The organism is Pseudoalteromonas sp. SG44-17 (assembly GCF_014164235.1).
Lineage (GTDB): Bacteria > Pseudomonadota > Gammaproteobacteria > Enterobacterales > Alteromonadaceae > Pseudoalteromonas > Pseudoalteromonas rhizosphaerae.
In genome coordinates this window covers 1-22,980 of the sequence record NZ_JACJEV010000022.1, presented here as the reverse complement: position 1 = coordinate 22,980, position 22,980 = coordinate 1, and the positions used below count along the sequence as shown (strand labels likewise).

General features: G+C 41.0%; 20 protein-coding genes. 18 read left to right on the top strand and 2 right to left on the bottom strand.

Translation table 11 applies throughout. The features are described from left to right. Positions 1-27 precede the first annotated feature (27 nt). The 14 genes from mnmG to glmU all read left to right on the top strand — a co-directional run bounded on the left by mnmG (position 28) and on the right by glmU (position 13,051). Positions 28-1,917, top strand: coding sequence for a tRNA uridine-5-carboxymethylaminomethyl(34) synthesis enzyme MnmG (mnmG, locus tag H5182_RS15145; RefSeq protein ID WP_145241701.1), 1,890 nt, complete (start codon positions 28-30; stop codon positions 1,915-1,917). 15 nt (positions 1,918-1,932) lie between these two features. Continuing rightward, positions 1,933-2,553 (top strand): 16S rRNA (guanine(527)-N(7))-methyltransferase RsmG, encoded by a 621-nt coding sequence (gene rsmG / locus H5182_RS15140; protein ID WP_182718517.1) that lies wholly within the window; start codon positions 1,933-1,935, stop codon positions 2,551-2,553. Between the two features lie 14 nt (positions 2,554-2,567). Then, positions 2,568-3,353, top strand: a complete 786-nt coding sequence (locus tag H5182_RS15135) for a ParA family protein (RefSeq protein ID WP_145241697.1) — start codon at positions 2,568-2,570, stop codon at positions 3,351-3,353. A gap of 17 nt (positions 3,354-3,370) precedes the next feature. Beyond that, on the top strand, positions 3,371-4,288 hold the full coding sequence (locus tag H5182_RS15130) for a ParB/RepB/Spo0J family partition protein (RefSeq protein ID WP_182731923.1): 918 nt from the start codon (positions 3,371-3,373) through the stop codon (positions 4,286-4,288). A 142-nt stretch (positions 4,289-4,430) separates the two neighbouring features. Then, positions 4,431-4,811 carry an ATP synthase subunit I gene (locus H5182_RS15125; RefSeq protein ID WP_145241693.1) on the top strand — a complete coding sequence of 127 codons (381 nt, stop codon included), beginning with the start codon at positions 4,431-4,433 and terminating at the stop codon, positions 4,809-4,811. Between the two features lie 15 nt (positions 4,812-4,826). Next, positions 4,827-5,669, top strand: coding sequence for a F0F1 ATP synthase subunit A (gene atpB, locus H5182_RS15120; protein WP_145241691.1), 843 nt, complete (start codon positions 4,827-4,829; stop codon positions 5,667-5,669). A gap of 68 nt (positions 5,670-5,737) precedes the next feature. Further along, entirely contained in the window at positions 5,738-5,971 is a 234-nt protein-coding gene (atpE, locus tag H5182_RS15115; RefSeq protein WP_009838908.1) for a F0F1 ATP synthase subunit C, read from the top strand. A 52-nt stretch (positions 5,972-6,023) separates the two neighbouring features. Further along, entirely contained in the window at positions 6,024-6,494 is a 471-nt protein-coding gene (gene atpF, locus H5182_RS15110; RefSeq protein ID WP_145241689.1) for a F0F1 ATP synthase subunit B, read from the top strand. A 15-nt stretch (positions 6,495-6,509) separates the two neighbouring features. Further along, positions 6,510-7,043 (top strand): F0F1 ATP synthase subunit delta, encoded by a 534-nt coding sequence (atpH, locus tag H5182_RS15105; RefSeq protein ID WP_145241687.1) that lies wholly within the window; start codon positions 6,510-6,512, stop codon positions 7,041-7,043. A gap of 14 nt (positions 7,044-7,057) precedes the next feature. Beyond that, on the top strand, positions 7,058-8,599 hold the full coding sequence (atpA, locus tag H5182_RS15100) for a F0F1 ATP synthase subunit alpha (RefSeq protein WP_145241685.1): 1,542 nt from the start codon (positions 7,058-7,060) through the stop codon (positions 8,597-8,599). A gap of 60 nt (positions 8,600-8,659) precedes the next feature. Next, positions 8,660-9,520, top strand: coding sequence for a F0F1 ATP synthase subunit gamma (gene atpG / locus H5182_RS15095; RefSeq protein ID WP_145241683.1), 861 nt, complete (start codon positions 8,660-8,662; stop codon positions 9,518-9,520). A 33-nt stretch (positions 9,521-9,553) separates the two neighbouring features. Next, positions 9,554-10,939, top strand: a complete 1,386-nt coding sequence (gene atpD / locus H5182_RS15090) for a F0F1 ATP synthase subunit beta (protein ID WP_145241681.1) — start codon at positions 9,554-9,556, stop codon at positions 10,937-10,939. A gap of 13 nt (positions 10,940-10,952) precedes the next feature. Further along, positions 10,953-11,375, top strand: a complete 423-nt coding sequence (locus H5182_RS15085) for a F0F1 ATP synthase subunit epsilon (RefSeq protein WP_145241679.1) — start codon at positions 10,953-10,955, stop codon at positions 11,373-11,375. A gap of 317 nt (positions 11,376-11,692) precedes the next feature. Beyond that, complete coding sequence (gene glmU, locus H5182_RS15080) at positions 11,693-13,051, top strand: bifunctional UDP-N-acetylglucosamine diphosphorylase/glucosamine-1-phosphate N-acetyltransferase GlmU (protein WP_182760255.1); 1,359 nt, start codon at positions 11,693-11,695, stop codon at positions 13,049-13,051. Between the two features lie 59 nt (positions 13,052-13,110). Here glmU and H5182_RS15075 read toward each other — a convergent pair whose 3' ends face one another. Further along, complete coding sequence (locus tag H5182_RS15075) at positions 13,111-13,854, bottom strand: siderophore ferric iron reductase (protein ID WP_182760254.1); 744 nt, start codon at positions 13,852-13,854, stop codon at positions 13,111-13,113. Between the two features lie 15 nt (positions 13,855-13,869). After that, on the bottom strand, positions 13,870-15,957 hold the full coding sequence (locus tag H5182_RS15070; RefSeq protein WP_182760265.1) for a TonB-dependent siderophore receptor: 2,088 nt from the start codon (positions 15,955-15,957) through the stop codon (positions 13,870-13,872). 129 nt (positions 15,958-16,086) lie between these two features. On the opposite strand from H5182_RS15070, the gene H5182_RS15065 reads away from it, so the two are divergent. Genes H5182_RS15065 through H5182_RS15050 form a run of 4 tightly spaced genes read left to right on the top strand, consistent with a single transcriptional unit; the run spans position 16,087 to position 22,577 of the window. Beyond that, positions 16,087-17,673 carry an aspartate aminotransferase family protein gene (locus tag H5182_RS15065; RefSeq protein WP_259398316.1) on the top strand — a complete coding sequence of 529 codons (1,587 nt, stop codon included), beginning with the start codon at positions 16,087-16,089 and terminating at the stop codon, positions 17,671-17,673. Further along, entirely contained in the window at positions 17,666-18,982 is a 1,317-nt protein-coding gene (locus tag H5182_RS15060) for a lysine N(6)-hydroxylase/L-ornithine N(5)-oxygenase family protein (RefSeq protein ID WP_182760253.1), read from the top strand. The genes H5182_RS15065 and H5182_RS15060 overlap by 8 nt, the downstream gene beginning before the upstream one ends. Continuing rightward, on the top strand, positions 18,979-20,175 hold the full coding sequence (locus tag H5182_RS15055) for an MFS transporter (protein WP_182760252.1): 1,197 nt from the start codon (positions 18,979-18,981) through the stop codon (positions 20,173-20,175). Before H5182_RS15060 ends, H5182_RS15055 begins: the two co-directional genes overlap by 4 nt. Further along, on the top strand, positions 20,175-22,577 hold the full coding sequence (locus tag H5182_RS15050; RefSeq protein WP_182760251.1) for a GNAT family N-acetyltransferase: 2,403 nt from the start codon (positions 20,175-20,177) through the stop codon (positions 22,575-22,577). The genes H5182_RS15055 and H5182_RS15050 overlap by 1 nt, the downstream gene beginning before the upstream one ends. Positions 22,578-22,980: the final 403 nt, after the last annotated feature.

The following is a 22,980-nucleotide window of genomic DNA, read 5'->3' as shown; positions in this document are numbered from 1 at the left end:
TGCTGGTTGATTAAGTAGGATCCCGAAATGATTTTTCACGAAAATTTTGATGTTATTGTTGTTGGTGGTGGACATGCAGGTACAGAAGCTGCGTTAGCTGCTGCACGTATGGGTATGAATACCCTACTGCTGACTCACAATATGGATACCCTTGGTCAGATGTCATGTAACCCAGCAATTGGTGGTATTGGCAAAGGTCATTTGGTTAAAGAAATTGATGCACTAGGTGGTGCAATGGCCCAAGCAATTGATAAAGGCGGTATTCAATTCCGTACTTTAAATTCTTCAAAGGGACCTGCAGTAAGAGCTACTCGTGCACAAGCAGATCGCGCTTTATATAAAGCTGCTATTCAAGATATTTTACAACACCAAGATAACCTGAAGATCTTTCAGCAATCATGTGATGATCTGATTGTTGAAAATAATAAAGTAACCGGTGTTGTTACTCAAATGGGACTGCGTTTTAGCGCACCTTCAGTGGTATTAACCGTAGGCACTTTCCTTGGTGGCCAAATTCACATTGGCTTAGAAAACTTCAAAGGTGGTCGCGCTGGTGATCCACCTTCAATTGCATTAGCAAATCGTTTACGTGAATTACCATTTCGTGTTGATCGCTTAAAAACTGGAACGCCACCACGTATTGATGCCCGTACAGTTGATTTTAGTAAAATGGAACAACAACCTGGTGATGCTATAACACCGGTGTTTTCATTTATGGGTAAGCAATTAGATCATCCACAACAAATTTCTTGCTTCATCACATACACCAATGAAAAAACTCATGATGTGATCCGCAATAATTTACATCGTTCACCTATGTACTCAGGTGTTATTGAAGGGATTGGTCCACGTTACTGTCCTTCTATTGAAGATAAAATTGTTCGTTTTGCAGATAAAGACAAACATCAAATTTTTGTTGAGCCTGAAGGCCTAACATCTTATGAGCTTTATCCAAATGGTATTTCAACTAGTTTGCCATTTGATGTGCAATTAGAGATTGTGCAATCAATCACTGGCTTTGAAAATGCACATATTTGCCGTCCAGGCTATGCTATCGAGTACGACTTTTTTGATCCACGCGATTTAAAGAAATCATTAGAGACCAAATTTATTGATGGTTTGTTCTTTGCTGGACAGATCAATGGCACTACAGGCTATGAAGAAGCCGGTGCACAAGGCTTAATTGCCGGTATGAATGCAGCATTGCAAGTGCAAGGTAAAGAGCCTTGGACACCACGCCGTGATGAAGCTTATGTCGGTGTATTAATCGACGATTTAACTACACTAGGTACCAAAGAACCGTACCGTATGTTTACTAGTCGTGCTGAATACCGTTTGTTACTACGTGAAGACAATGCTGATATTCGTTTAACAGCAAAAGGTCGTGAACTTGGTTTAGTTAACGATGAACGCTGGCAAGCATTTAATGAAAAAATGGATATCATTGCAAAAGAATCTCAACGGATCAAAGAAACTTGGATCCATAAAGATCACGCTGTAATTGATCAAGTTAATGGCTTACTTAAAACACCATTAACCCGAGAGGCAAGTTTAGAAGAATTATTACGTCGCCCTGAGATCCGTTATAACGATCTAATGGCGATCGAAGGATTAGGATCTGAGTTTGATCATGCAACAGCGTTAGAGCAAGTTGAGATCCACACTAAGTACGCAGGTTATATTGCTCGTCAGCAAGAAGAGATCAATAAGCAACTTCGTCATGAGTTAACTATTTTGCCTAAAGATTATGATTACTCGATCGTATCGGGTCTATCAAATGAAGTGGTTGCTAAATTAACTGAGGCGCGTCCTGATACAATCGGTCAAGCATCACGTATTTCAGGTATCACGCCTGCTGCTATTTCGCTATTATTAGTTTATCTGAAGAAGCAAGGCTTACTACGTAAAATTGCGTAGTCATTAAGGAATACTGTGTTACAGCAACAATTAACTACTTTGTTAGCGCAAACTGATATTGCGCTAACTGAAAAACAACAGCAACAATTGGTTCAATATGTTGAGTTACTCAACAAATGGAACAAAGCTTATAATTTAACCTCAGTGCGTTTACCTGAGGATATGATGATTAAGCATATTATGGATAGCTTAGTTGTTGCACCTCACCTACCCGGTCATCATTATATTGATGTTGGTACGGGTCCTGGCCTTCCGGGTATCGTATTAGCTATTGCATTACCTGATACACAATTTATTTTATTAGATAGTTTAGGTAAACGCGTGCGTTTTTTAATGCAGGTAAAACATGAGCTAGGTCTGAAAAATGTAACCCCAGTGCAGTCTAGAGTTGAAGATTATCAACCAAGTGTTAAATTAGATGGTGTATTGAGTCGTGCTTTTGCATCTTTACAAGATATGGTTGACTGGTGTTCGCACTTGATTGATCATTCAGGTAAGTTTATTGCCTTAAAAGGCGTATTTCCAAGTGAAGAGCTAGAATCTTTACCAGCAGGTGTTAAGTTCGAGCAAAAAATCACCTTGGAAGTACCAAAATTAGATGCGCAAAGACATTTAATTATTCTTTCTAAAGACTAGGGATCAGAGATACTGTGGCAAAAGTCATCGCAATAGCAAACCAAAAAGGTGGTGTGGGTAAAACCACCACAGCAGTTAATCTCGCGGCATCAATGGCTGCAACTAAACGTAAAGTGTTGCTTATTGATCTCGATCCGCAAGGCAATGCAACCATGGGGAGCGGCGTAGACAAATACGGCGATGTGGCAACAATTTATGATTTATTAATCGAAGATAAACCAATTGAAGAAGTTGTTACTAAAGAAACCTCTGGTGAATATCATTTAATTGCTGCCAATGGTGATGTTACCGCCGCCGAAGTTAAACTGATGGAGCTTTATGCTCGAGAAGTACGACTACGCAATGCCCTTGAAAAAATATCTGATCAATATGAATTTATTTTTATCGACTGCCCACCATCACTGAACATGCTTACGGTGAATGCAATGGCGGCCGCGGATTCAATTTTAGTGCCTATGCAATGTGAATATTATGCGCTTGAAGGCTTAACCGCATTAATGGACACAATTACGCAATTAGCCAAGTTAGTTAATCCAAAACTACAGATTGAAGGGATTTTACGTACTATGTACGATCCGCGTAATCGTTTGGCCAATGATGTATCTGAGCAGCTTAAACAACATTTTGGCGATAAAGTATACCGCACCGTGATCCCACGTAATGTACGTTTAGCTGAAGCGCCGAGTTTTGGTGCACCCGCAATGTATTATGACCGGGCATCAAGTGGCGCTAAAGCGTATTTAGCACTTGCCGGTGAAATGTTACGCAGAAAAGAAAAAATATCCCCAATCGTCGCCTAACTTGAGGTAAAAAGAACATGTCTGCTAAAAAACGCGGTTTAGGCCGAGGACTCGATGCTTTATTAAGCTCGTCAAAACCAGCACCGAGTGCCCGCACTGAACAACCCAACGTGAGTGAGCAGGATGTAATTATTCAGCCAACCAGTAGTGAATTGCAAAAGCTACCGATTGAGTTTTTACACTCAGGTAAATATCAGCCACGTAAAGACATGTCCGAAGAAGCGCTTGAAGAGCTAGCAAGCTCAATTCGATCGCAAGGGATTATTCAGCCAATTGTAGTTCGTCCAGTAGCAGAAAACAGTTATGAGATTATTGCTGGTGAACGTCGCTGGCGTGCTGCACAAATAGCTAAGCTAGACGTAGTACCATGTATCATTAAAGATGTGCCTGATGAAGCTGCGGTGGCCATCGCATTGATTGAAAATATTCAACGCGAAGATCTAAATGCCATGGAAGAAGCGGTTGCATTGCACCGTTTGTTAACTGAGTTTGAATTAACTCACCAACAAGTGGCAGATGCCGTAGGCAAATCACGCACGACGGTAACTAATTTATTACGACTAAATAACCTTAATGATGATGTTAAAATATTGTTGGAACATGGCGATATTGAAATGGGTCATGCGCGTTGTTTATTAGCCCTTGAAGGTGAAGCACAATCTGATGCTGCTCGACTGGCTGTAGCAAAGGCTTTAACTGTACGCGAAACAGAAAAATTAGTTCGTTCAATTATTGAACCTGCCCCTAAAAAAGAAACTTTCGAAAAAGATCCAGATGTCAAGCAGTTAGAACAACAATTAGCCGAAAACTTGGGTGCAAAAGTTGAGATTAACTACAACAAAAAAGGCAAAGGAAACTTAGTTATTTCGTATACTAACTTAGAAGAGTTAGATGGAATTTTAAGCCGTATAAATGCAGAGAATTCCGAGCATTAATAAATATCATGTCCAAAAAGAGACATTCGTCGCAAATTTGCACCACAATACACCGACTCAAGTTGCAAAACTGGTAGGAATCAGTATAATTTCGCCAGTTTTCATGCCCTGACAATTAGATTGCCACTAAGGTTAACTAAACGTGACAAATAAGTTAGCGAGGCCATATCGGCTTGCCGCATTAAAATTAATATGTCTTCAGGGTGTTGTAGCATTAGTTGCTGCTGTAATCATTTTTGTTGGTTGGGGAGTAGATGCCGGCCTTTCAGCTATCGCTGGAGGCACTGTAGCGGTGCTCCCTAATTTTGTATTTGTTATCTACGCATTCCGTTATATGGGTGCTAGTAAAGCAAAACAAGTGTTTGCCTCGTTTAAACGCGGCAACGGATTAAAATTTTTGCTAACAATCTTTTTGTTTGCGCTGATATTTAAACTGTATCCGGTAATCTTTTTGCCATTTTTTTGTAGTTTTATATTAGTGATGTTCGTTGGATTGTTCGCGCCAGTTTTTTTTAATCATTAACTTTTGGGATATAACATGGCTGCAGGTGAAGAGCTAACTCTAACGGGTTACATCAAGCACCACCTAACCAACGGTCAGGTGCGTCTATCCGACGACCCTAACAATTGGTGGATGGTACTTAATGTCGATACCCTAGCATGGTCTATCGGTTTAGGATTGATCTTTCTATGGATCTTCAAGCGCGCTGCGAATAAAGCAACGCTTGGTGTTCCTGGTAAATTTCAGTGCTTTATCGAGATGGTCGTAGAATTCGTTGACTCTAACGTGAAAGATACCTTTCACGGTAAAAGTAAACTAATTGCCCCTCTTGCTCTGACAATTTTTGTCTGGGTATTCTTGATGAACTTAATGGATTTAATACCTGTTGACTTCCTACCAACTGCTGCGGCATTGATTAGTGGTGAGTCTTGGGATGTTATTTCAAGCGGTCAATCGCATACTTATATGAAAGTGGTACCTACAACCGATCTTAACTTAACGTTAGCAATGGGTTTAGGTGTATTCGCACTTATCATCTTTTATTCGATTCGCGTTAAAGGCGTTATGGGTTTTGTTAAAGAACTTACATTACAACCGTTTAACGTTAAGAACCCAGTGGTTCAAGCACTATTTATTCCAGTAAACTTGTTACTAGAGCTAGTAACCTTGTTTGCTAAGCCAATCTCATTGGCACTACGTTTATTTGGTAACTTATACGCAGGTGAATTGATCTTCATTCTGATTGCAGCGATTGGCTTATTCCAATTACCACTGCACTTCGTATGGGCTGTGTTCCACATTCTCGTAATCGTATTGCAAGCATTCATCTTCATGATGCTAACAATTGTATACCTGAGCATGGCGTCAACTGATCATTAATCAGACGTCAGTTCAATAAAGATTTTTTTACTTAAACTTTAAACTTTGAAAATTAATCGGAGAAAACAATGGAAATCGTACTAGGTCTTAAATATATCGCTGTAGCGTTACTTATCGGTTTTGGTGCTTTAGGTACTGCTATCGGTTTTGGTAACTTAGGTGGTAAATTCCTTGAGTCTGCTGCTCGTCAACCTGAGCTTGCACCACAACTACAAGTTAAAATGTTCATCGTAGCGGGTCTTATCGATGCTATCGCGATGATCGGTGTAGGTATTGGTCTATACATGTTGTTCGCACTTTAATATTGAAAAAATACTTTATCCGCGATCAACTATTGACTAAGGAGGAGTGGTTGTGAGTTTAAACCTTACTCTACTCGGCGAATTAATAGCATTTATCGTTTTTGTTTGGTTCTGCATGAAGTTTGTGTGGCCACCACTTAACGGTGCTATTGAAGCTCGCCAGAAAAAAATTGAAGATGGTTTAGCGGCCTCTGATAAAGCTGAAAAAGATCTTGAACTTGCTCGTAAAAAAGCAACTGCAGAACTTAAAGAAGCTAAATCACAAGCTGCTGAAATCATCGAGCAAGCTAAGAAGCGTGCAACGCAAATCGTAGACGAAGAGACATCTCGTGGTCACGACGAGCGCGAAAACATCATTGCTCAAGGTCATTCTGAAATTGAAGCCGAGCGTAACCGTGTTAAAGAAGAACTGCGTAAGCAAGTTGCTACTTTAGCGGTTATCGGCGCACAGAAGATTCTAGAGCGCGAAATCAATGAAGCCGCGCACAGCGACATTGTTGAAAAACTTGTAGCTGAGCTTTAATAGGAGGGTCTGAGCATGTCTGAATTGACTACAATCGCTCGCCCATACGCTAAAGCGGCCTTTGAATTTGCCGTTGAAAAAGGCGTAGTTGAGAGTTGGAATGATATGTTATTTTTTGCTTCAGAAGTGGCGAAAAATGAACAAGTCGCTCAATTCCTAACTGGAAGCGCCTCTGCTGATAAGCAATCAGAAATTGTTATTTCTGTTTGTGCAGAGCAACTCAACGAATACGGTCAGAACCTTGTAAAGGTGATGGCTGAAAATGGACGTTTGACCGCCCTACCAGCTGTTGCACAATTGTTCTCTGCTTTTAAAGCAGATTACGATAAAGAGATTGATGTTGACATCACCTCTGCAACAACCCTTGCTGCAACGCAGCAAGAAACACTGGTAGCGGCACTTGAAAAACGTTTCGCACGCAAAGTTAAGCTGAATTGTAGTGTTGACGAATCACTTGTTGGTGGCCTTATGATTAAGGCTGGAGACACAGTAATCGACGGCACTGTTCGCGGTAAATTAAACCGTTTAGCCACTACACTACAATCGTAATTGGGAAGAAGAGCATGCAACTTAATTCCACTGAAATTTCTGATCTGATCAAACAACGTATTGAGAAGTTCGAAGTTGTAAGTGAAGCTCGTAACGAAGGTACAATTGTATCTGTTACTGACGGTATCATTCGCATTCACGGTCTTGCTGACTGTATGCAAGGTGAAATGATTGAGCTTCCAGGCAACCGTTATGCTATCGCACTAAACCTTGAGCGTGACTCAATTGGTGCAGTAGTAATGGGTCCATACGCTGACCTTACAGAAGGCGTAAAAGTATACACAACTGGTCGTATTTTAGAAGTTCCTGTTGGTGCTGGTTTACTTGGTCGTGTTGTAAACACACTAGGTGCACCTATCGACGGTAAAGGCGCTTTAGATAACGACGGTTTTGAACCTGTAGAAAAAATTGCACCGGGTGTAATCGAACGTAAATCAGTAGATGAGCCAGTACAAACTGGTTATAAATCTATCGATGCGATGATCCCAGTGGGTCGTGGTCAACGTGAACTTGTGATCGGTGACCGCCAAACAGGTAAAACTGCACTAGCAATCGATGCAATCATCAATCAAAAAGACACAGGCGTTAAGTGTGTGTACGTAGCGATTGGTCAAAAAGCATCTACTATTGCTAACGTAGTACGTAAATTAGAAGAGCACGGTGCATTAGCAAATACTATCGTAGTTGTTGCATCTGCTTCTGAGTCTGCGGCACTTCAGTACTTAGCACCGTTCGCGGGCTGTACTATGGGTGAATACTTCCGTGACCGTGGTGAAAACGCATTAATCGTATATGATGATTTATCTAAGCAAGCAGTTGCTTACCGTCAAATCTCATTGCTACTTAAGCGTCCACCAGGTCGTGAAGCATACCCAGGTGACGTATTCTATCTTCACTCTCGTCTTCTTGAGCGTGCATCGCGTGTAAACGCTGAGTACGTTGAAAAGTTCACCAATGGTGAAGTGAAAGGTAAAACAGGTTCATTGACGGCATTGCCAATCATTGAAACTCAAGGCGGCGACGTTTCTGCGTTCGTACCGACTAACGTTATCTCTATCACCGATGGTCAGATCTTCTTAGAAACTGACTTATTCAACTCAGGTATCCGTCCGGCAGTAAATGCTGGTATCTCGGTATCGCGTGTTGGTGGTGCTGCACAAACTAAAATCGTTAAGAAACTAGGTGGCGGTATTCGTCTAGCCCTAGCTCAGTATCGTGAATTAGCTGCGTTCTCGCAGTTCGCGTCTGACCTTGATGATGCAACTCGTGCTCAACTTGAGCATGGTGAGCGTGTAACAGAGCTAATGAAGCAGAAACAGTACGCGCCAATGTCTGTTGCTGAAATGTCTTTGTCGTTATTTGCAGCAGAGAAAGGTTACCTTCAAGATATCGAAATCGTTAAAATCATGGATTTCGAAGCTGGGTTACTTTCTTATGCAAACAGCACATACGCAGAGCTTATGGCTCAAATCAATGAAACTGGTAACTACAATGCCGAGATCGAAGCGCAGCTTAAAGAACTTCTAGAGAAGTTTAAATCTACGCAAACTTGGTAATTTAGTTATAAATGGTGCGCTTTAGTTCGCTAAAGCACACCTTGATTCGGAGAAAGAGTCATGGCCAGCGGAAAAGAGATTAAAAGCAAGATCGGTAGTATTAAAAATACTCAAAAGATCACTAGCGCTATGGAAATGGTTGCTGCGTCTAAAATGAAAAAGGCACAGGAACGAGTGGCTTCAAGCCGTCCGTACGCTGAAAATTTACGCAAAGTGATCGGTCATGTTGCTAATGCTAACCTTGAATATCGCCATCCATATATGGAAGAGCGTGAGGTCAAGCGCGTTGGTTATATCGTCATTTCTACCGACCGTGGTTTATGTGGTGGCTTAAACTCTAATGAGTTTAAGAAAGTATCTTTAGATATCAAAGCGTGGAAAGAAAAAGGTGTTTCTGCTGATTTCGCAGTTATGGGCTCAAAAGCCGGCACTTTCTTTAACCGTTTTGGTGGAACAGTACTTGCCAAAAAATCAGGGTTAGGCGATGCGCCTTCTATTACCGACGTAATTGGTCCGGTAAAAGTAATGCTTGAAGCATTCAATGAAGGCAAATTAGACCGCTTGTATGTGGTTTACAACAAGTTTGTAAATACCATGAAGCAAGAGCCAACAATCGATCAGTTGTTGCCTTTGCCAAAAGACGAAAGCAAAGAACTTGCACACCGTTGGGATTACATTTACGAACCAGATCCAAAAGCAATTTTGGATACATTAATGGTTCGTTTTGTGGAATCTCAAGTATACCAAGGTGTAGTTGAAAATGCTGCCTCTGAACAGGCCGCCCGTATGGTTGCAATGAAAGCTGCAACTGATAACGCAGGCGACCTTATGGATGAGTTACAGCTTGTTTATAACAAGGCTCGCCAAGCGGCAATCACACAAGAAATTAGTGAGATTTGTTCTGGTTCAGCAGCAGTTTAATGCTTCGGGCAAAGATTAACGAGAGGAATAGACATGAGTTTAGGTAAGGTCGTCCAAATTATCGGCGCCGTTGTGGATATTGAATTTTCACAAGACAGCGTGCCAGCCGTATATGACGCGTTAAAAATAACAGATGGCGATTTAGCTGGTTTGACTCTAGAAGTTCAACAACAGCTAGGTGGCGGTGTGGTACGTACTATCGCACTAGGTACTACTGACGGTTTACGCCGTGGTGCATTAGTATCAAACACAGGTGAAGCGATTCAAGTTCCAGTTGGTAAAGCAACGCTTGGTCGTATCATGAACGTACTTGGTGAGCCAATCGATGAAGCTGGTCCAATCGGCGAAGAAGACCGTATGTCTATTCACCGTGCAGCGCCTTCATACGAAGAGCAATCAAGTTCAGTAGAACTTTTAGAAACTGGTATCAAGGTAATCGACCTTGTATGTCCATTCGCTAAAGGTGGTAAAGTTGGTTTATTCGGTGGTGCCGGTGTTGGTAAAACCGTAAACATGATGGAACTTATTCGTAACATCGCAATCGAGCACAGCGGCTACTCAGTATTCGCCGGTGTTGGTGAGCGTACTCGTGAGGGTAACGATTTCTACCATGAAATGAACGATTCAAACGTACTTGATAAAGTATCGCTTGTATACGGTCAGATGAATGAGCCTCCAGGTAACCGTTTACGCGTAGCGTTAACAGGTCTTACTATGGCTGAAAAGTTCCGTGACGAAGGTCGCGACGTACTTTTCTTCGTAGATAACATCTACCGTTACACACTTGCTGGTACTGAAGTATCTGCACTTCTTGGTCGTATGCCATCAGCGGTAGGTTACCAGCCTACACTTGCTGAAGAAATGGGTGTACTGCAAGAGCGTATCGCATCTACTAAGACGGGTTCAATCACTTCAATCCAAGCGGTATACGTACCTGCGGATGATTTAACGGATCCATCTCCAGCAACAACGTTTGCTCACTTAGATGCAACAGTAGTACTTTCGCGTGATATCGCGTCACTTGGTATCTACCCAGCGGTAGACCCACTTGATTCATCTTCACGTCAACTTGATCCATTAGTAATTGGTCAAGAGCACTACGATACAGCACGTGGCGTTCAGACAGTTCTTCAGCGTTATAAAGAACTTAAAGACATCATTGCAATCCTAGGTATGGACGAGCTTTCTGACGAAGATAAGCAACTTGTATCTCGTGCACGTAAAATCCAACGTTTCCTATCTCAGCCATTCTTCGTGGCAGAGGTTTTCACAGGATCACCGGGTAAATACGTGTCACTTAAAGACACAATTGCTGGCTTCAAAGGCATCTTAAACGGTGAATTTGATGATATGCCAGAGCAAGCGTTCTACATGGTTGGCTCTATCGAAGAAGCTCAAGAAAAAGCCAAAAACATGTAATTAGGAGGGTAGTATGGCAGCTATGACTGTACATCTTGACGTAGTAAGCGCAGAGCGGAAGTTATTCTCTGGTCTGGTTGAATCGATTCAAGTAAGCGGTAGTGAAGGTGAACTAGGTGTAAACCCAGGACATGCGCCACTATTGACTGCCCTTAAACCTGGTATGGTACGTTTAGTAAAGCAATTTGGTCACGAAGAAGTAATGTATGTTGCTGGTGGTACTCTAGAAGTGCAACCGAACATAGTGACTATTTTGGCTGATGTAGCGGTTCGTGGTGAAGACCTTGACGAACAAGCAACAGAAGCAGCTAAACGTGAAGCTGAAGCGCAAATGGCGAATTCTTCAGCCGCTGAATTAGATTATCAACAAGCAGCAGTACAACTTGCAGAAGCAATTGCACAGCTACGCGTTATTCAGCAATTACGTAAAAAGTAAGCCTATCTGGTTTTCAAAAAGCCCACTTTATGTGGGCTTTTTTGTGCTTGAAATATACTGCATTGTTATCTTATTAGAACGCTATCATTTTTCTAAACTCTACTTTTACAGCTCTTTATCATTATTTTTACTTATATCCTTCATCGATCCCCGTTACAATATAACTAATACAAAGCAAGTTGTGATTTCAGCTTAGATTCAGTGGCTACTGCTAGATTGCCATTGAGTAAGTGCACATGATGTGACTTACGTAATCTTTTTGAATTTACACGCGCTTATTTATTTCAATAAAACAAAGAAAGAAGGAAATTGTTTTAATGTCACTTACTACTGTAATTCTTGCTGCGGGTAAAGGTACTCGTATGCGTTCTGCTCTACCTAAGGTGCTGCACAAAGTTGCCGGTAAACCTATGGTGCAACACGTTATCGATAATGCTAAAGCACTCGGTGCGACATCTACTAACTTAGTTTTTGGTCATGGCGGCGAATTATTACAACAACAACTTGCTGACAACGATGTAAACTGGGTACTTCAAGCTGAGCAGCTTGGTACTGGCCATGCAGTGGCACAAGCAAACCCACATATTAATGATGAAGACACTGTATTGGTTTTATACGGTGACGTACCACTGACAAAGCAATCAACCCTTGAGCGTTTACTCGCTGCCACACCTAAAAACGGCTTAGCCGTGCTTACTGTTAATTTAGCTAACCCTAATGGTTATGGCCGTATGTTACGTGTTGATGGCAAGCTAGTGGGTATTGTTGAGCAAAAAGATGCAAGCGCAGAGCAATTACTTATTAACGAAGTAAACACTGGCATTATGGCTGTAAACGGTAAACTGCTGAAAAGCTGGTTAGGCAACTTATCTAACGAAAACGCGCAAGGTGAATACTACCTCACAGATATAGTCGCAATGGCGCACAGTGAAGGTGTAGAGATAAGCTCAGCACAACCAGATCATCCAATGGAAGTTGAAGGTGCAAATAACCGCGTACAACTTGCAGGCCTTGAACGCGCATATCAGTCGTGGCAAGCCGAACAGTTAATGCTTAATGGTGCAACGCTTGCCGATCCTGCTCGCATTGATGTACGCGGCGAAGTGACAACTGGTGAAGATGTATTAATTGACGTAAACGTTATTTTTGAAGGTAAAGTTACCCTTGGTAATAACGTTGAAATTGGCCCTAACTGCGTACTTAAAAATTGTACGATTGGCGATAACGTGATTATTAAAGCTAATACCTTAATTGAGGATGCTAGCGTAGCCGACAAGTGTACTTTAGGTCCTTATGCTCGCCTGCGCCCAGGTGCCATTATGGAAGAAGACTCGCATATTGGTAACTTTGTTGAGATGAAAAAAACCCGTTTAGGCAAAGGCTCTAAAGCAAACCATCTTTCTTACTTAGGCGATGCTGAAATTGGCGAAAAAGTAAATATTGGTGCCGGTACTATTACCTGTAACTATGATGGCGTAAATAAAGCCAAAACCATTATTGGTGATAATGCCTTTATTGGCTCTAACTCATCGCTTGTTGCACCGGTAAACATTGGCGCAACAGCAACAGTTGGTGCAGGTTCTGTGATCACCAGCACAGTTGAAAATGAACAGCTAGCAATCGCGCGTTCAAAACAGCGCAACTTAACCGGTTGGAAACGCCCAGTTAAAAAGTAAGTGCAGTAGTGTTTACCTTAGCTAGAAAAGCGAGTTTATACTCGCTTTTTGCTTTTTATTTAGCTGTAACATACTGCTATTAACTCCTGTTGCATCCGTTGAACTTTAATTTGCTGAGGTTGTTTTGGGCAATTAGCGCACTTTGCAACATTACCTATTTGGTAATGCAAACAACATGTTTTTCGCGTTAATGCTAATGAGTCTGAGCAAGCTGTAAGCATAATAAACTCCCCCGCCTCTGATATATCGAGAGCATGCAACCAGTGCGCTGCCATTACATGAATATTAAACTGCGGCTTTCGCTTTGCATGAAGTAGTAGTATTGCTAATAGCGTGTCAGCTAATAAGGACATCGCCAAACGCTCATTAAGCCTTGCAACGAGGTTTAAATCTGTGAGTAACTTAACAACATAGCGTTTCAAATGGGCAGCCATATCCGTTACTGCCTGTTGCTGGTTTTGATGGTACTGCGCTTTTATAGTGGATAGTTGCAGCCCTGCAATAACACCTTGCTGATAGTGTTGCTTAAAGTTTTGCAAAGAAAAACTCATATTAAGTTCATGAACGCTGATAAGCGCTAAATAGACAGGTTGCCAATACAGCATGCCCCAGCTTTTGATTGCCCAATAACTGCGCCCAGCAGCGGGGTATTGCTGCTGCCAATACTGGTGTAACCTTGCAACCAGCAATGAACTCGATTGTATATCGAGCCAATCTGTTGATTGTTCTGGTACTTTTAAAGCACTGTGGTAGCCCTTAGCAAGCTTTAACAGCTTACTAAGGGCGAGGTGTTCAGCGTTCATAACGAGTTTAGATACTTAAAATGAGGCGTTTAAACTAAGCTCAACACTGCGCTCAGCGCCCATCCAACAGCCATTTATATCAAAACAAGCACCCACATAACGTTTGTCTGTTAAGTTACTCACGGCTAAACCGATTTTATAGCTGTCGTTAAAACGATAGCTAGCGGCAGCATCAAGCAAGGTATAACCCGGTACTGTATCGGAATTTAAGGCATCTAACTGACTTTCACCGACATAACGTACACCGCCATTAAATTCCAGTGCATCGTTAAAGAAGTAATTTAACCACATTGAGGCTTGTTGCTCTGCTACCCAAATTGGTGTTTTACCTTCCAATGCCGGGTTTTGTGGATTATCTATTACCTCAACATCCATATCTGTTAGATTTACAGTAACATCAAGAGTGTCAGTGAGTTGCTGATAAACACTGATCTCAAAACCCTTCGATTGTACTTCACCATTTTGTGTGTATTTCATAAAGTCTGGAGTGTTAACCACCACATCTTGTTTGCGCAAATCAAAAAAGGCCGCGGTTATTTTAGTTGTTGCATCATTGTTGTGATATTTCATCCCGACTTCAATTTGATCTGCGGTCGTTGGTTTAAATGCTTTGCCAGTTAAGGTATCTACCCCCGAAGTGGGCTCGAATGATTCTGAGTAACTGGCATAAGGAGCAATGTTATTATCAAAGGTATAAATTGCTGCCATACGAAAAGTGGTATCGCTTTGATCGATTTCTTGACTACTAGATATACCGCTTTTCGTATCATCTGTAACACTGTAGTAATTATCATAACGAAGGCCAGCAATCACTGTCAGCGCATCGAGCTTTATCTCATCTTGAAGATAAAAACCACGTTGAGATTGCTCTAAACGGCTAAATTGACGATAGCTATCTAAAGCGGCTGTAGTAGCTGCATTAAACTGGCTGTGATCTGGATTTGATAAATCAAGTGTTGGCGTATTTGCACCAAAAGTATCGGCATAGTCAAATGTAGAATCAAGGGTTTGATATTCAAAGCCAAATAATAGCTGATGATTAGTCTTCGCTAAACCAAATTGCATAGCGAGTTGGTTATCAATTACGAAGCCTTCAGCGTCTTCAATGGTTTTATAGGCAGTACGAGTTAAAATTTTATCTGCATCCGCTAAGCCGAAGTCATAGCTATTTTGTTGCGTGGCATCGGCATTGGTATAACGAAAGTTTTGCAAAAACGAAATTGAATCTGAAAATTCATGATTTAATTTATACCCGATCATAGTGACTTCACGAGCAAACTCAGCCCAGTTTTCATCGCCAGCATACGCATCAGCATCTAACTTACCGTAACTGGCTTCGTAAAGTGTGCCTTTCGCGGGTAATGGCGTTGATGGCACCATTTTAGGATCGTCTTGATAGTATAAGTTAAGGTTTAAGCTTGTTTGCTCACTTATCTCAAAAGTTACTGAGGGCGCAATGGTGATTCTTTCTTCTTCGGTTGTTTGCTGTTGGCCGTCGCGGCTACGGGCAAGTGCAATAAAGCGATAATTAACGCCGTCGGTAATAGCGCCTGTGCTATCTAAAGCTAATTCAGCCAAGCTATTGCTACCAATTCGGGCTCTAATATTGTGCTCAGAGGATGTTTGTGGCGTTTTTGCTGTTTGGTTAACCATGCCACCTGGAGGTGCCGATCCGTATAAAACCGATGCTGGGCCTTTTAAAATTTCGACACTTTGTGTTGCATACGCATCTACTTGTGGAGCTAAGTTATAAGCTAGGTTGTATTGCAGCGGTAAACCATCGTAAAAATTACGGTAACTTTCAAAACCACGAATCGTATATTGGTCAAAAATCGTTACTGTACTGCGATTTTCAGGTGTGATCCCAGAAACATAGCGCAATGCTTCATTAACGGTATCTACTTGGCGTAACTCTAGTAATTTATTGTCGTAAACCTCAAAACTCATAGGCGATTCAATCGGTGTCAAACTCGATTTGGTCCCTGTTGAACGATAACTTTTTCCATATACTTCAATACTTTCTATGTCGTCTGCGGCTGGCTTTTCTGCAGCAAACCCATAGTTACTCATTAAACATAATGATATTGCAGATAGTCCAAACATTGATTTTTTTAACACAATCACTCCTTAAATTTTACTAGAATTAAACCATTGACACTTTATTGGAAACGCGATTAGTATACATTCTCATTTAGATTTATCAATTGTTTTCAATTAAAGGTGATCGTGCTCATGGTTCAGTTAAATGTGTTACTGGCGGATTCACAGCAGCAAGCTTCAACTAATGAAGCAAGTTCAATGCTTAATTCAATGTTTAATAAGGAAAATATAGATAATTTTAAAATAGGTCTTGAGCAGGTTATGCAATTGTTGGAGCAAACAATCGCAACACAACAAAAACCATTTAGCGGAATATTACCGCAGGAGCTAGCTAAAAAATTTATTGGTATTGACCTTAATCAACCGCTGTTTGATATACCGGACGCACTAGAAGAAGTTGCTCAGCTTTATCTTAAAGATGCTGTTTATTTTAATAATCCACGCTATCTCGCGCATTTAAATTGTCCGATTGTTTATCAAAGTATCCTTGCTGAATTGCTCGCTACTTCGATTAATACTGCTGTAGAGACCTGGGATCAAAGTGGTGGTGCCACTTTTATTGAACAAAGTATCGTAGATTGGACACTCTCAAAACTGGCGCTTGGTGAGCAGGCTGATGGCGTATTTACCAGTGGTGGTACGCAATCTAATTTGATGGCGATGTTGTTAGCTCGTGATTTTCAGTGCCATTTATATGCAGGGCATACTAATAAACAGCAAGGTTTACCATACGACTTTAGGCGACTAAAAATTTTCACCTCAAAAGTTAGCCATTTTAGTATTCAAAAAGCCGCCGCAATTTTAGGACTTGGTTACGATGCTGTTGTAAGCGTTCCGTGTGATGAATATTTTAGAATGGATATGACCGCTTTAAATCAGTCAATCGAACACTGTCAGCAACAAGGCGATATCGTTATGGCCATCGTTGCAACAGCTGGAACAACTGATTTTGGTAGTATCGACCCATTAACGCAGATAGCTGAAATAGCTAAGCGCTGTGGTGCGTGGCTTCATGTTGATGCTGCTTATGGCGGGGGCTTATTAATAACGCCCAATAATAAACACAAGTTAGCGGGTATTGAATGCGCAGATTCGGTCACTATTGATTACCATAAGTCATTTTTTCAGCCTGTTAGCTGCAGTGCTTTTTTTGTAAAAGATAAGCAACATCTATCAGTTGTTACTTATCATGCCGAATATTTAAACCCATTAAGTCAGCAACAAGCGGGAACGCCAGATCTATGCAATAAGAGCATTCAAACCACACGACGTTTTGATGCGTTAAAGTTGTGGTTTTCACTGCGTACGGTAGGAGCTCAAAACTTAGGTGTAGCATTTGAACAAGTGATGCATTTAGCACGACAAGGTTATTTGTTATTAGCCTCTGAAGCAGATATTGAAATTATTCATCAGCCGCAGTTAAGTACACTGGTATTTCGTTTTGTTGGCGATAGCGGTGCTACAGATAGTGAATTGGACGCCGTAAATAAATATATTCGTAAACAGTTATCTCGCCAAGGTGAGGCGTTGATCGCGGCAACTAAGGTAGCAGATAAACAATATTTAAAGTTCACCTTACTGAACTGTGCCACCACTATCAATGATATCCAGCAAGTTGTAAGGCTTATAAAGCAATATGGTTATCAATACTTAGCAAGTGATTTAGCGAACGAACATGCTCCTTTAAGTCTTGCACTGGAGGAAGTTAGCTATGGATAAGTCCATTTATGATGTTATTGGTATTGGTTTAGGGCCATTTAATTTAAGTCTGGCATGTTTAACTGCGCCACTTGATGGAGTCAGCAGTCTCTTTTTAGATAAAAAAGCTGAGTTTAATTGGCATCCAGGCATGATGCTTCCTGAGGTAAGTTTACAAACCCCCTTTATGTCTGACTTGGTAACGCTTGCTGACCCAACTAGCCCTTATAGCTTTTTAAACTATATAAAGCAGCAAGGTCGACTGTATTCTTTTTATATTAGAGAAAACTTTTTCTTACTTCGCCAAGAATATAATCAGTATTGCCAGTGGGCAACAAAGCAGCTGCCTAATATACGTTTTAATTCAGAGGTTCAGCATGTTGAGTACAGCCAAGACGAAGATATTTATATAGTACAAACAGCAGAGCAAGTGTATCTAGCTAAACATTTAGTGTTAGGCACCGGGCCAGTGCCACGTCATCCTCAATGTGCTCAAGCATTTAAGTTACAAGAGGGGGTTATTCATTCTAGCAACTACTTAGCCAATAAAAGTCAATTACAGCAAAAACAGTCGATCAGCATTATTGGTAGCGGGCAAAGTGCCGCTGAGATTTTTTATGATTTATTACAAGAGATTGATCAGCATAATTATCAACTAAATTGGCTTACTCGTTCTTCACGGTTTTATCCGCTCGAATACACTAAATTAACGTTAGAAATGACCTCACCAGAATACGTTGATTATTTTTATCAATTACCAGAACAAAAACGCCAGCAGTTAAATCGTCGTCAGCATAATCTCTATAAAGGTATTAATAGCGAATTGATCAACAATATTTTTGATTTGCTTTATAGCAAACGGCTAACAGCTAAATTGCCAGTAAGCTTGCACACAAACTCGGCATTGATTGATATGACCTACCTGAGCCACCAGCAGGGTTTTGAACTTAGCTTAGAGCAAACTGAACAGCAGCAAGGTTATTCACTAAACACCCAAAGCGTTATTTTTGCAACGGGTTATCAGTCTTACCAACCGAGCTTTTTAGCAGGGATCAGTCATTGCATTGATAGTGACGACGCGGGGCTTTATCAAGTTGCTCGTAATTACTCAATAGACAAGCAGCATCAACGTATTTTTGTACAAAATACAGAGCAACACACCCATGGTTTTGTGACACCTGATTTAGGCATGGCATGTTATCGCAACTCTTGTATTATTCGTGCGATCACCGGACATGAACATTATCCAATAGAACGTAAAATAGCTTTTCAGGAGTTTACTGCGCCCAATTATGAGTTAAGCGACGAAGTAGAGCAGTTTCGCGCATGAGTAAGCAGTTTAAAGTTTTGTTGATCGCGATAACGGTATTTGCAGTGCTCAGTGATTCAATGTTATTGCCGTTTTATCCTACTTTCTTTAGTGCGGTATTTAATATGAGTGACCCTGCCTATGTTGGCACTTACATTGCTGCCAGCTGCTTTGTTGTCATGGTATGTTTTCCTATTTGGGCCTTCATTAGTAAATACATTAATGTGCTACCTTTATTGGTTTATAGCCAAATTGCTGCGGGTGTATTTAGTGTCAGTAGCTTTTTTGCTAGCGACTTAAATTGGTTTTGGTTTTCCTCCATGGCTATGTTTGCTTTTAAAGCCAGCTATTTACTGGTTTATCCATACTTAATGAGCTTGGAAGCGAAAACAAATCACGTTACCACGATTGCAACGCTCAGTGTTGTGGTGCACTTTGGCGCCATACTTGGCGCACTTGCTGGTGGCTTTGTGTTATCGGCTCTTCCTGGCAAAGCCGCATTTTTAATAATGGCTCTAAGCGATTTTACTCAGGTTTTTGTGTGCGCCTATCTCATAAGATTAGCGCCTAGTAAAAATCAGTCGCCTCCAGTAGCAAAAACATCAATCACTTCATCAAGTCGTTGGCCTGTATATCAACTTGGCATTGTTATGTTGTGCTTTTACTTTAGTGCTTTTTTGATCCGGCCTTTTTTTGCGGCATATTGGCAAAGTATTAGCGACACCTCCAGTATCGTCCTAGCGAGTGTTGTGTTTTCTATCCCTGCTTTTATGGCATTGCTTGCGCTGTGCTTTAATCATTGGCGGCAGCACACAAATCGCAACCCCATCAACTTATTAGTTGTCTTTATGTTGATCATTACAGGCGTTGCATTACAAGCCAGCCCTCTTTACTTAGTAGTGATCGCAGGACGCTGCCTGTTCGGTCTATCGCTATTCATTATTATTGTGCGTCTTGATCTGCTGCTTTACCAAGTGAGTACGCCAGACAAGTACGCTGAAGATTTTAGTAAAGTCAGTTTTTGCCAAAGCTTAGGTGTACTTTTAGCTTCTTACTGCGCGGGTTTGCTGGTTAAAAGCTCTGGTTTAGTAATACCTTTTTGGGTCGCCGCTGGTGGGCTCGCTATATCTGCTTGTTGTTTATGGCTACTGAGCAAGCAAAGTCGACGCCATACTCCTTGCGCCAATCTGGCATCGACCACGAGGGCTCAATAATGTCCATTACAGCAGCTGTTTTTTGTCAGCAGTTTACTAATATCGCAGAGCTTAGCTTAAGGCCATTTAGCCTAGCACAAGATCTCGCGTTAATTCACCAGTGGGTTACTCAGCCTCATGCGCAGTTTTGGGGCATGCAGGAATTTACCATTGAGCAGTTACAGCAAGAATATCTAAGCCTGTTAGCACATAGTGATATTTATATCGGCTACGCAAACAATAGCGCGTGTTTTTTAGTTGAGTTATATGACCCTCTATTAGATGAAATAGGTAATCATTACCCCGTCAAAGCAGGTGATATTGGCATGCACATTCTGATTGCCCAAAGCAATAACAAGGTGCATGGCTTTACTTGGTCGGTGTTTCAACTGGTGATGAATTTCATTTTTGCTAATGACAAAAATCAGCGCGTTATTGTTGAACCCGATATTCGCAATAACAAAATTCATTGTTTGAATACTAAAGCCGGCTTTCGTTATCAATCTGCGGTTAGGTTAACTCATAAAACCGCACATCTCGCATTTTGCACGCGTGATAACTTTTATCACGCATTAAATAAGGATAATACTATGAAGCACATTCCCCTGAGCCCAGAGCAAGCCGTCAGTCATTTAACGCCACAGCTATGGCGGCATGTAAATAGGTTACATGTTCGCAAAGCTTTGAGTGAGTTTGCTCATGAGCGGCTGATAAAACCGCAATTGACCAATGAAGATGCAGATTGGCAATATTTTGAGCTCAGTACAGACAAAGAAAGCATTGTTTATCGCTTTAAAGCCAAGCTGGGGTATTTGAATCACTGGCATATAGCAGCAGACTCAATTGAAAAACAAATAGATAACCAAGTAGCCGAGCTCGATTCAATCGCCTTTATTTGTGAGTTAAAACATAGTTTAGGTATCAGCCAAGCTATGCTGCCTACTTATTTAGAAGAAATAGCCAGTACTTTATATGGCAGTGCTTATAAGCATCAGCTGCCAGCATTGACTGCTGAGCAACTCACCACTGCGGATTTTCAACAGGTAGAGAGTGCGATGACGGAAGGTCATCCTTGCTTTATAGCAAACAATGGTCGAATAGGGTTTGATACCAATGATTATCGCCAATACGCACCAGAGACTGGCGCGCACTTACAGCTGGTTTGGCTAGGTGCGCATAAAGATAGAGTGGTGTTTTCGACCACCGATGATTTAGATTATCAAACACTCATAACGCAAGAGCTATCAACGCACACCATAGAGTCATTTAAGCAAAAGCTATTAGCGCGTGGAGTAAATAGTGACGATTACTTTTTTTTCCCCGTTCATCCTTGGCAGTGGTTTAATAAACTCGCGTCGTTATTCTCTAACGATATTGCTGATCAGCATTTGGTTTGCTTAGGATACAGTGAAGATGAATATCAGCCGCAGCAGTCTATTCGTACTTTTTTCAATAAAACACATCCGCATAAACGCTATGTAAAGACCGCACTGTCAATTTTGAATATGGGATTCATGCGTGGTTTATCGCCTTATTATATGAGTGCAACTCCCGCAATTAACGATTGGGTAGCACAAGTAGTATCACAGGATCCGTACTTAGCTGAATCCGGTTTTACAATTCTGCGTGAGGTTGCAGCAATTGGTTATTATAATCACGCTCTAGAAGCCGCAACCGATCAATACAGTCCATATCGAAAAATGCTTTCTGGACTTTGGCGTGAAAGCCCAATGCCAAAGATAAAGAGTAATCAGCGCTTAATGACCATGGCGTCGCTGCTGCATATAGATAATCAAGGACAAGCGTTATTACCTGCTTTGATAAAATCAGCCAAGATAGGTACTCATATATGGATTGCTAAATATCTAAAAGCATACTTAGATCCACTCCTTCATTGTTTCTACTCCCATGACTTAGTCTTTATGCCTCATGGTGAAAACTTGATCCTGTTACTTGAGAACAACATTCCAGCCAAAGCAATAATGAAAGATATTGCCGAGGAGATAGCTATTCTTAATAAAGATTTAGTACTGGCGGATAATATTCAACGCTTAACTGTGGATGTGCCCGATGAGTTAAAAGTGTTGTCAATTTTTACAGATGTGTTTGATTGTTTCTTTAGGTTCGTGGCTGATATCCTTGAACAGCAAAACGACTATTCAGAACGAGACTTTTGGCAACAAGTTGCAGAGTGTGTAATTAGCTATCAACAATCACACCCAGAACTAAAAGATAAGTTTATCAAGTACGATCTATTTAGTGCTGATTTTACCTTGTCGTGTTTAAACCGATTACAGTTAAGTAATAATCAGCAAATGATAGATTTGGCAGATCCGGCAAAAAACCTTAAATTTGAAGGAAAATTAATCAATCCGATAGCCGCATTTAATCCAATTAAAAAAGATAACAGTGCAACAGTTTAATAATTGCTATTTAGCTATGAGATGGATCAGGTCTGTATGCGCAGCTTGGTTGCTCTCATAGCTGAAAATTTAAGCGAAAATAACGCTGTAACGCCTTGTTTGTATGCCTTTTGAGCAAATAGTTAATTAATTTAATAAAACTGAAATAAAGCGTTGACGGCCTCAAGAATATCCCTATAATGCGCATCCACTGACCCGGCAGGCAGCAATGAAAAGCGCTGAACAAACGGTAAGTAAGTCGAGTAAAACTTAGCTTTAAAATCTTTTAAAAGAAACTAAAAATTAAGTGTTGACAAAAAAATAGGAAAGCGTAATATGCGCAGCCCTAGCGAGATAAAGTTTAACTTTAACCGCAACGTTCTTTAACAATATAAAGCAATCATCTGTGTGGGCACTCGTACAG

Bases quoted from the DNA above. Each gene is read 5' to 3' on its own strand.
- H5182_RS15055 (WP_182760252.1), top strand. From the start codon at position 18,979: ATGAGTAAGCAGTTTAAAGTTTTGTTGATCGCGATAACGGTATTTGCA.
- H5182_RS15070 (WP_182760265.1), bottom strand. From the start codon at position 15,957: ATGTTTGGACTATCTGCAATATCATTATGTTTAATGAGTAACTATGGG.
- H5182_RS15060 (WP_182760253.1), top strand. From the start codon at position 17,666: ATGGATAAGTCCATTTATGATGTTATTGGTATTGGTTTAGGGCCATTT.
- atpH (WP_145241687.1), top strand. From the start codon at position 6,510: ATGTCTGAATTGACTACAATCGCTCGCCCATACGCTAAAGCGGCCTTT.
- atpG (WP_145241683.1), top strand. From the start codon at position 8,660: ATGGCCAGCGGAAAAGAGATTAAAAGCAAGATCGGTAGTATTAAAAAT.
- H5182_RS15065 (WP_259398316.1), top strand. From the start codon at position 16,087: ATGGTTCAGTTAAATGTGTTACTGGCGGATTCACAGCAGCAAGCTTCA.
- atpE (WP_009838908.1), top strand. From the start codon at position 5,738: ATGGAAATCGTACTAGGTCTTAAATATATCGCTGTAGCGTTACTTATC.
- H5182_RS15050 (WP_182760251.1), top strand. From the start codon at position 20,175: ATGTCCATTACAGCAGCTGTTTTTTGTCAGCAGTTTACTAATATCGCA.
- mnmG (WP_145241701.1), top strand. From the start codon at position 28: ATGATTTTTCACGAAAATTTTGATGTTATTGTTGTTGGTGGTGGACAT.
- H5182_RS15085 (WP_145241679.1), top strand. From the start codon at position 10,953: ATGGCAGCTATGACTGTACATCTTGACGTAGTAAGCGCAGAGCGGAAG.
- H5182_RS15075 (WP_182760254.1), bottom strand. From the start codon at position 13,854: ATGAACGCTGAACACCTCGCCCTTAGTAAGCTGTTAAAGCTTGCTAAG.
- atpD (WP_145241681.1), top strand. From the start codon at position 9,554: ATGAGTTTAGGTAAGGTCGTCCAAATTATCGGCGCCGTTGTGGATATT.
- H5182_RS15130 (WP_182731923.1), top strand. From the start codon at position 3,371: ATGTCTGCTAAAAAACGCGGTTTAGGCCGAGGACTCGATGCTTTATTA.
- glmU (WP_182760255.1), top strand. From the start codon at position 11,693: ATGTCACTTACTACTGTAATTCTTGCTGCGGGTAAAGGTACTCGTATG.
- atpB (WP_145241691.1), top strand. From the start codon at position 4,827: ATGGCTGCAGGTGAAGAGCTAACTCTAACGGGTTACATCAAGCACCAC.
- atpA (WP_145241685.1), top strand. From the start codon at position 7,058: ATGCAACTTAATTCCACTGAAATTTCTGATCTGATCAAACAACGTATT.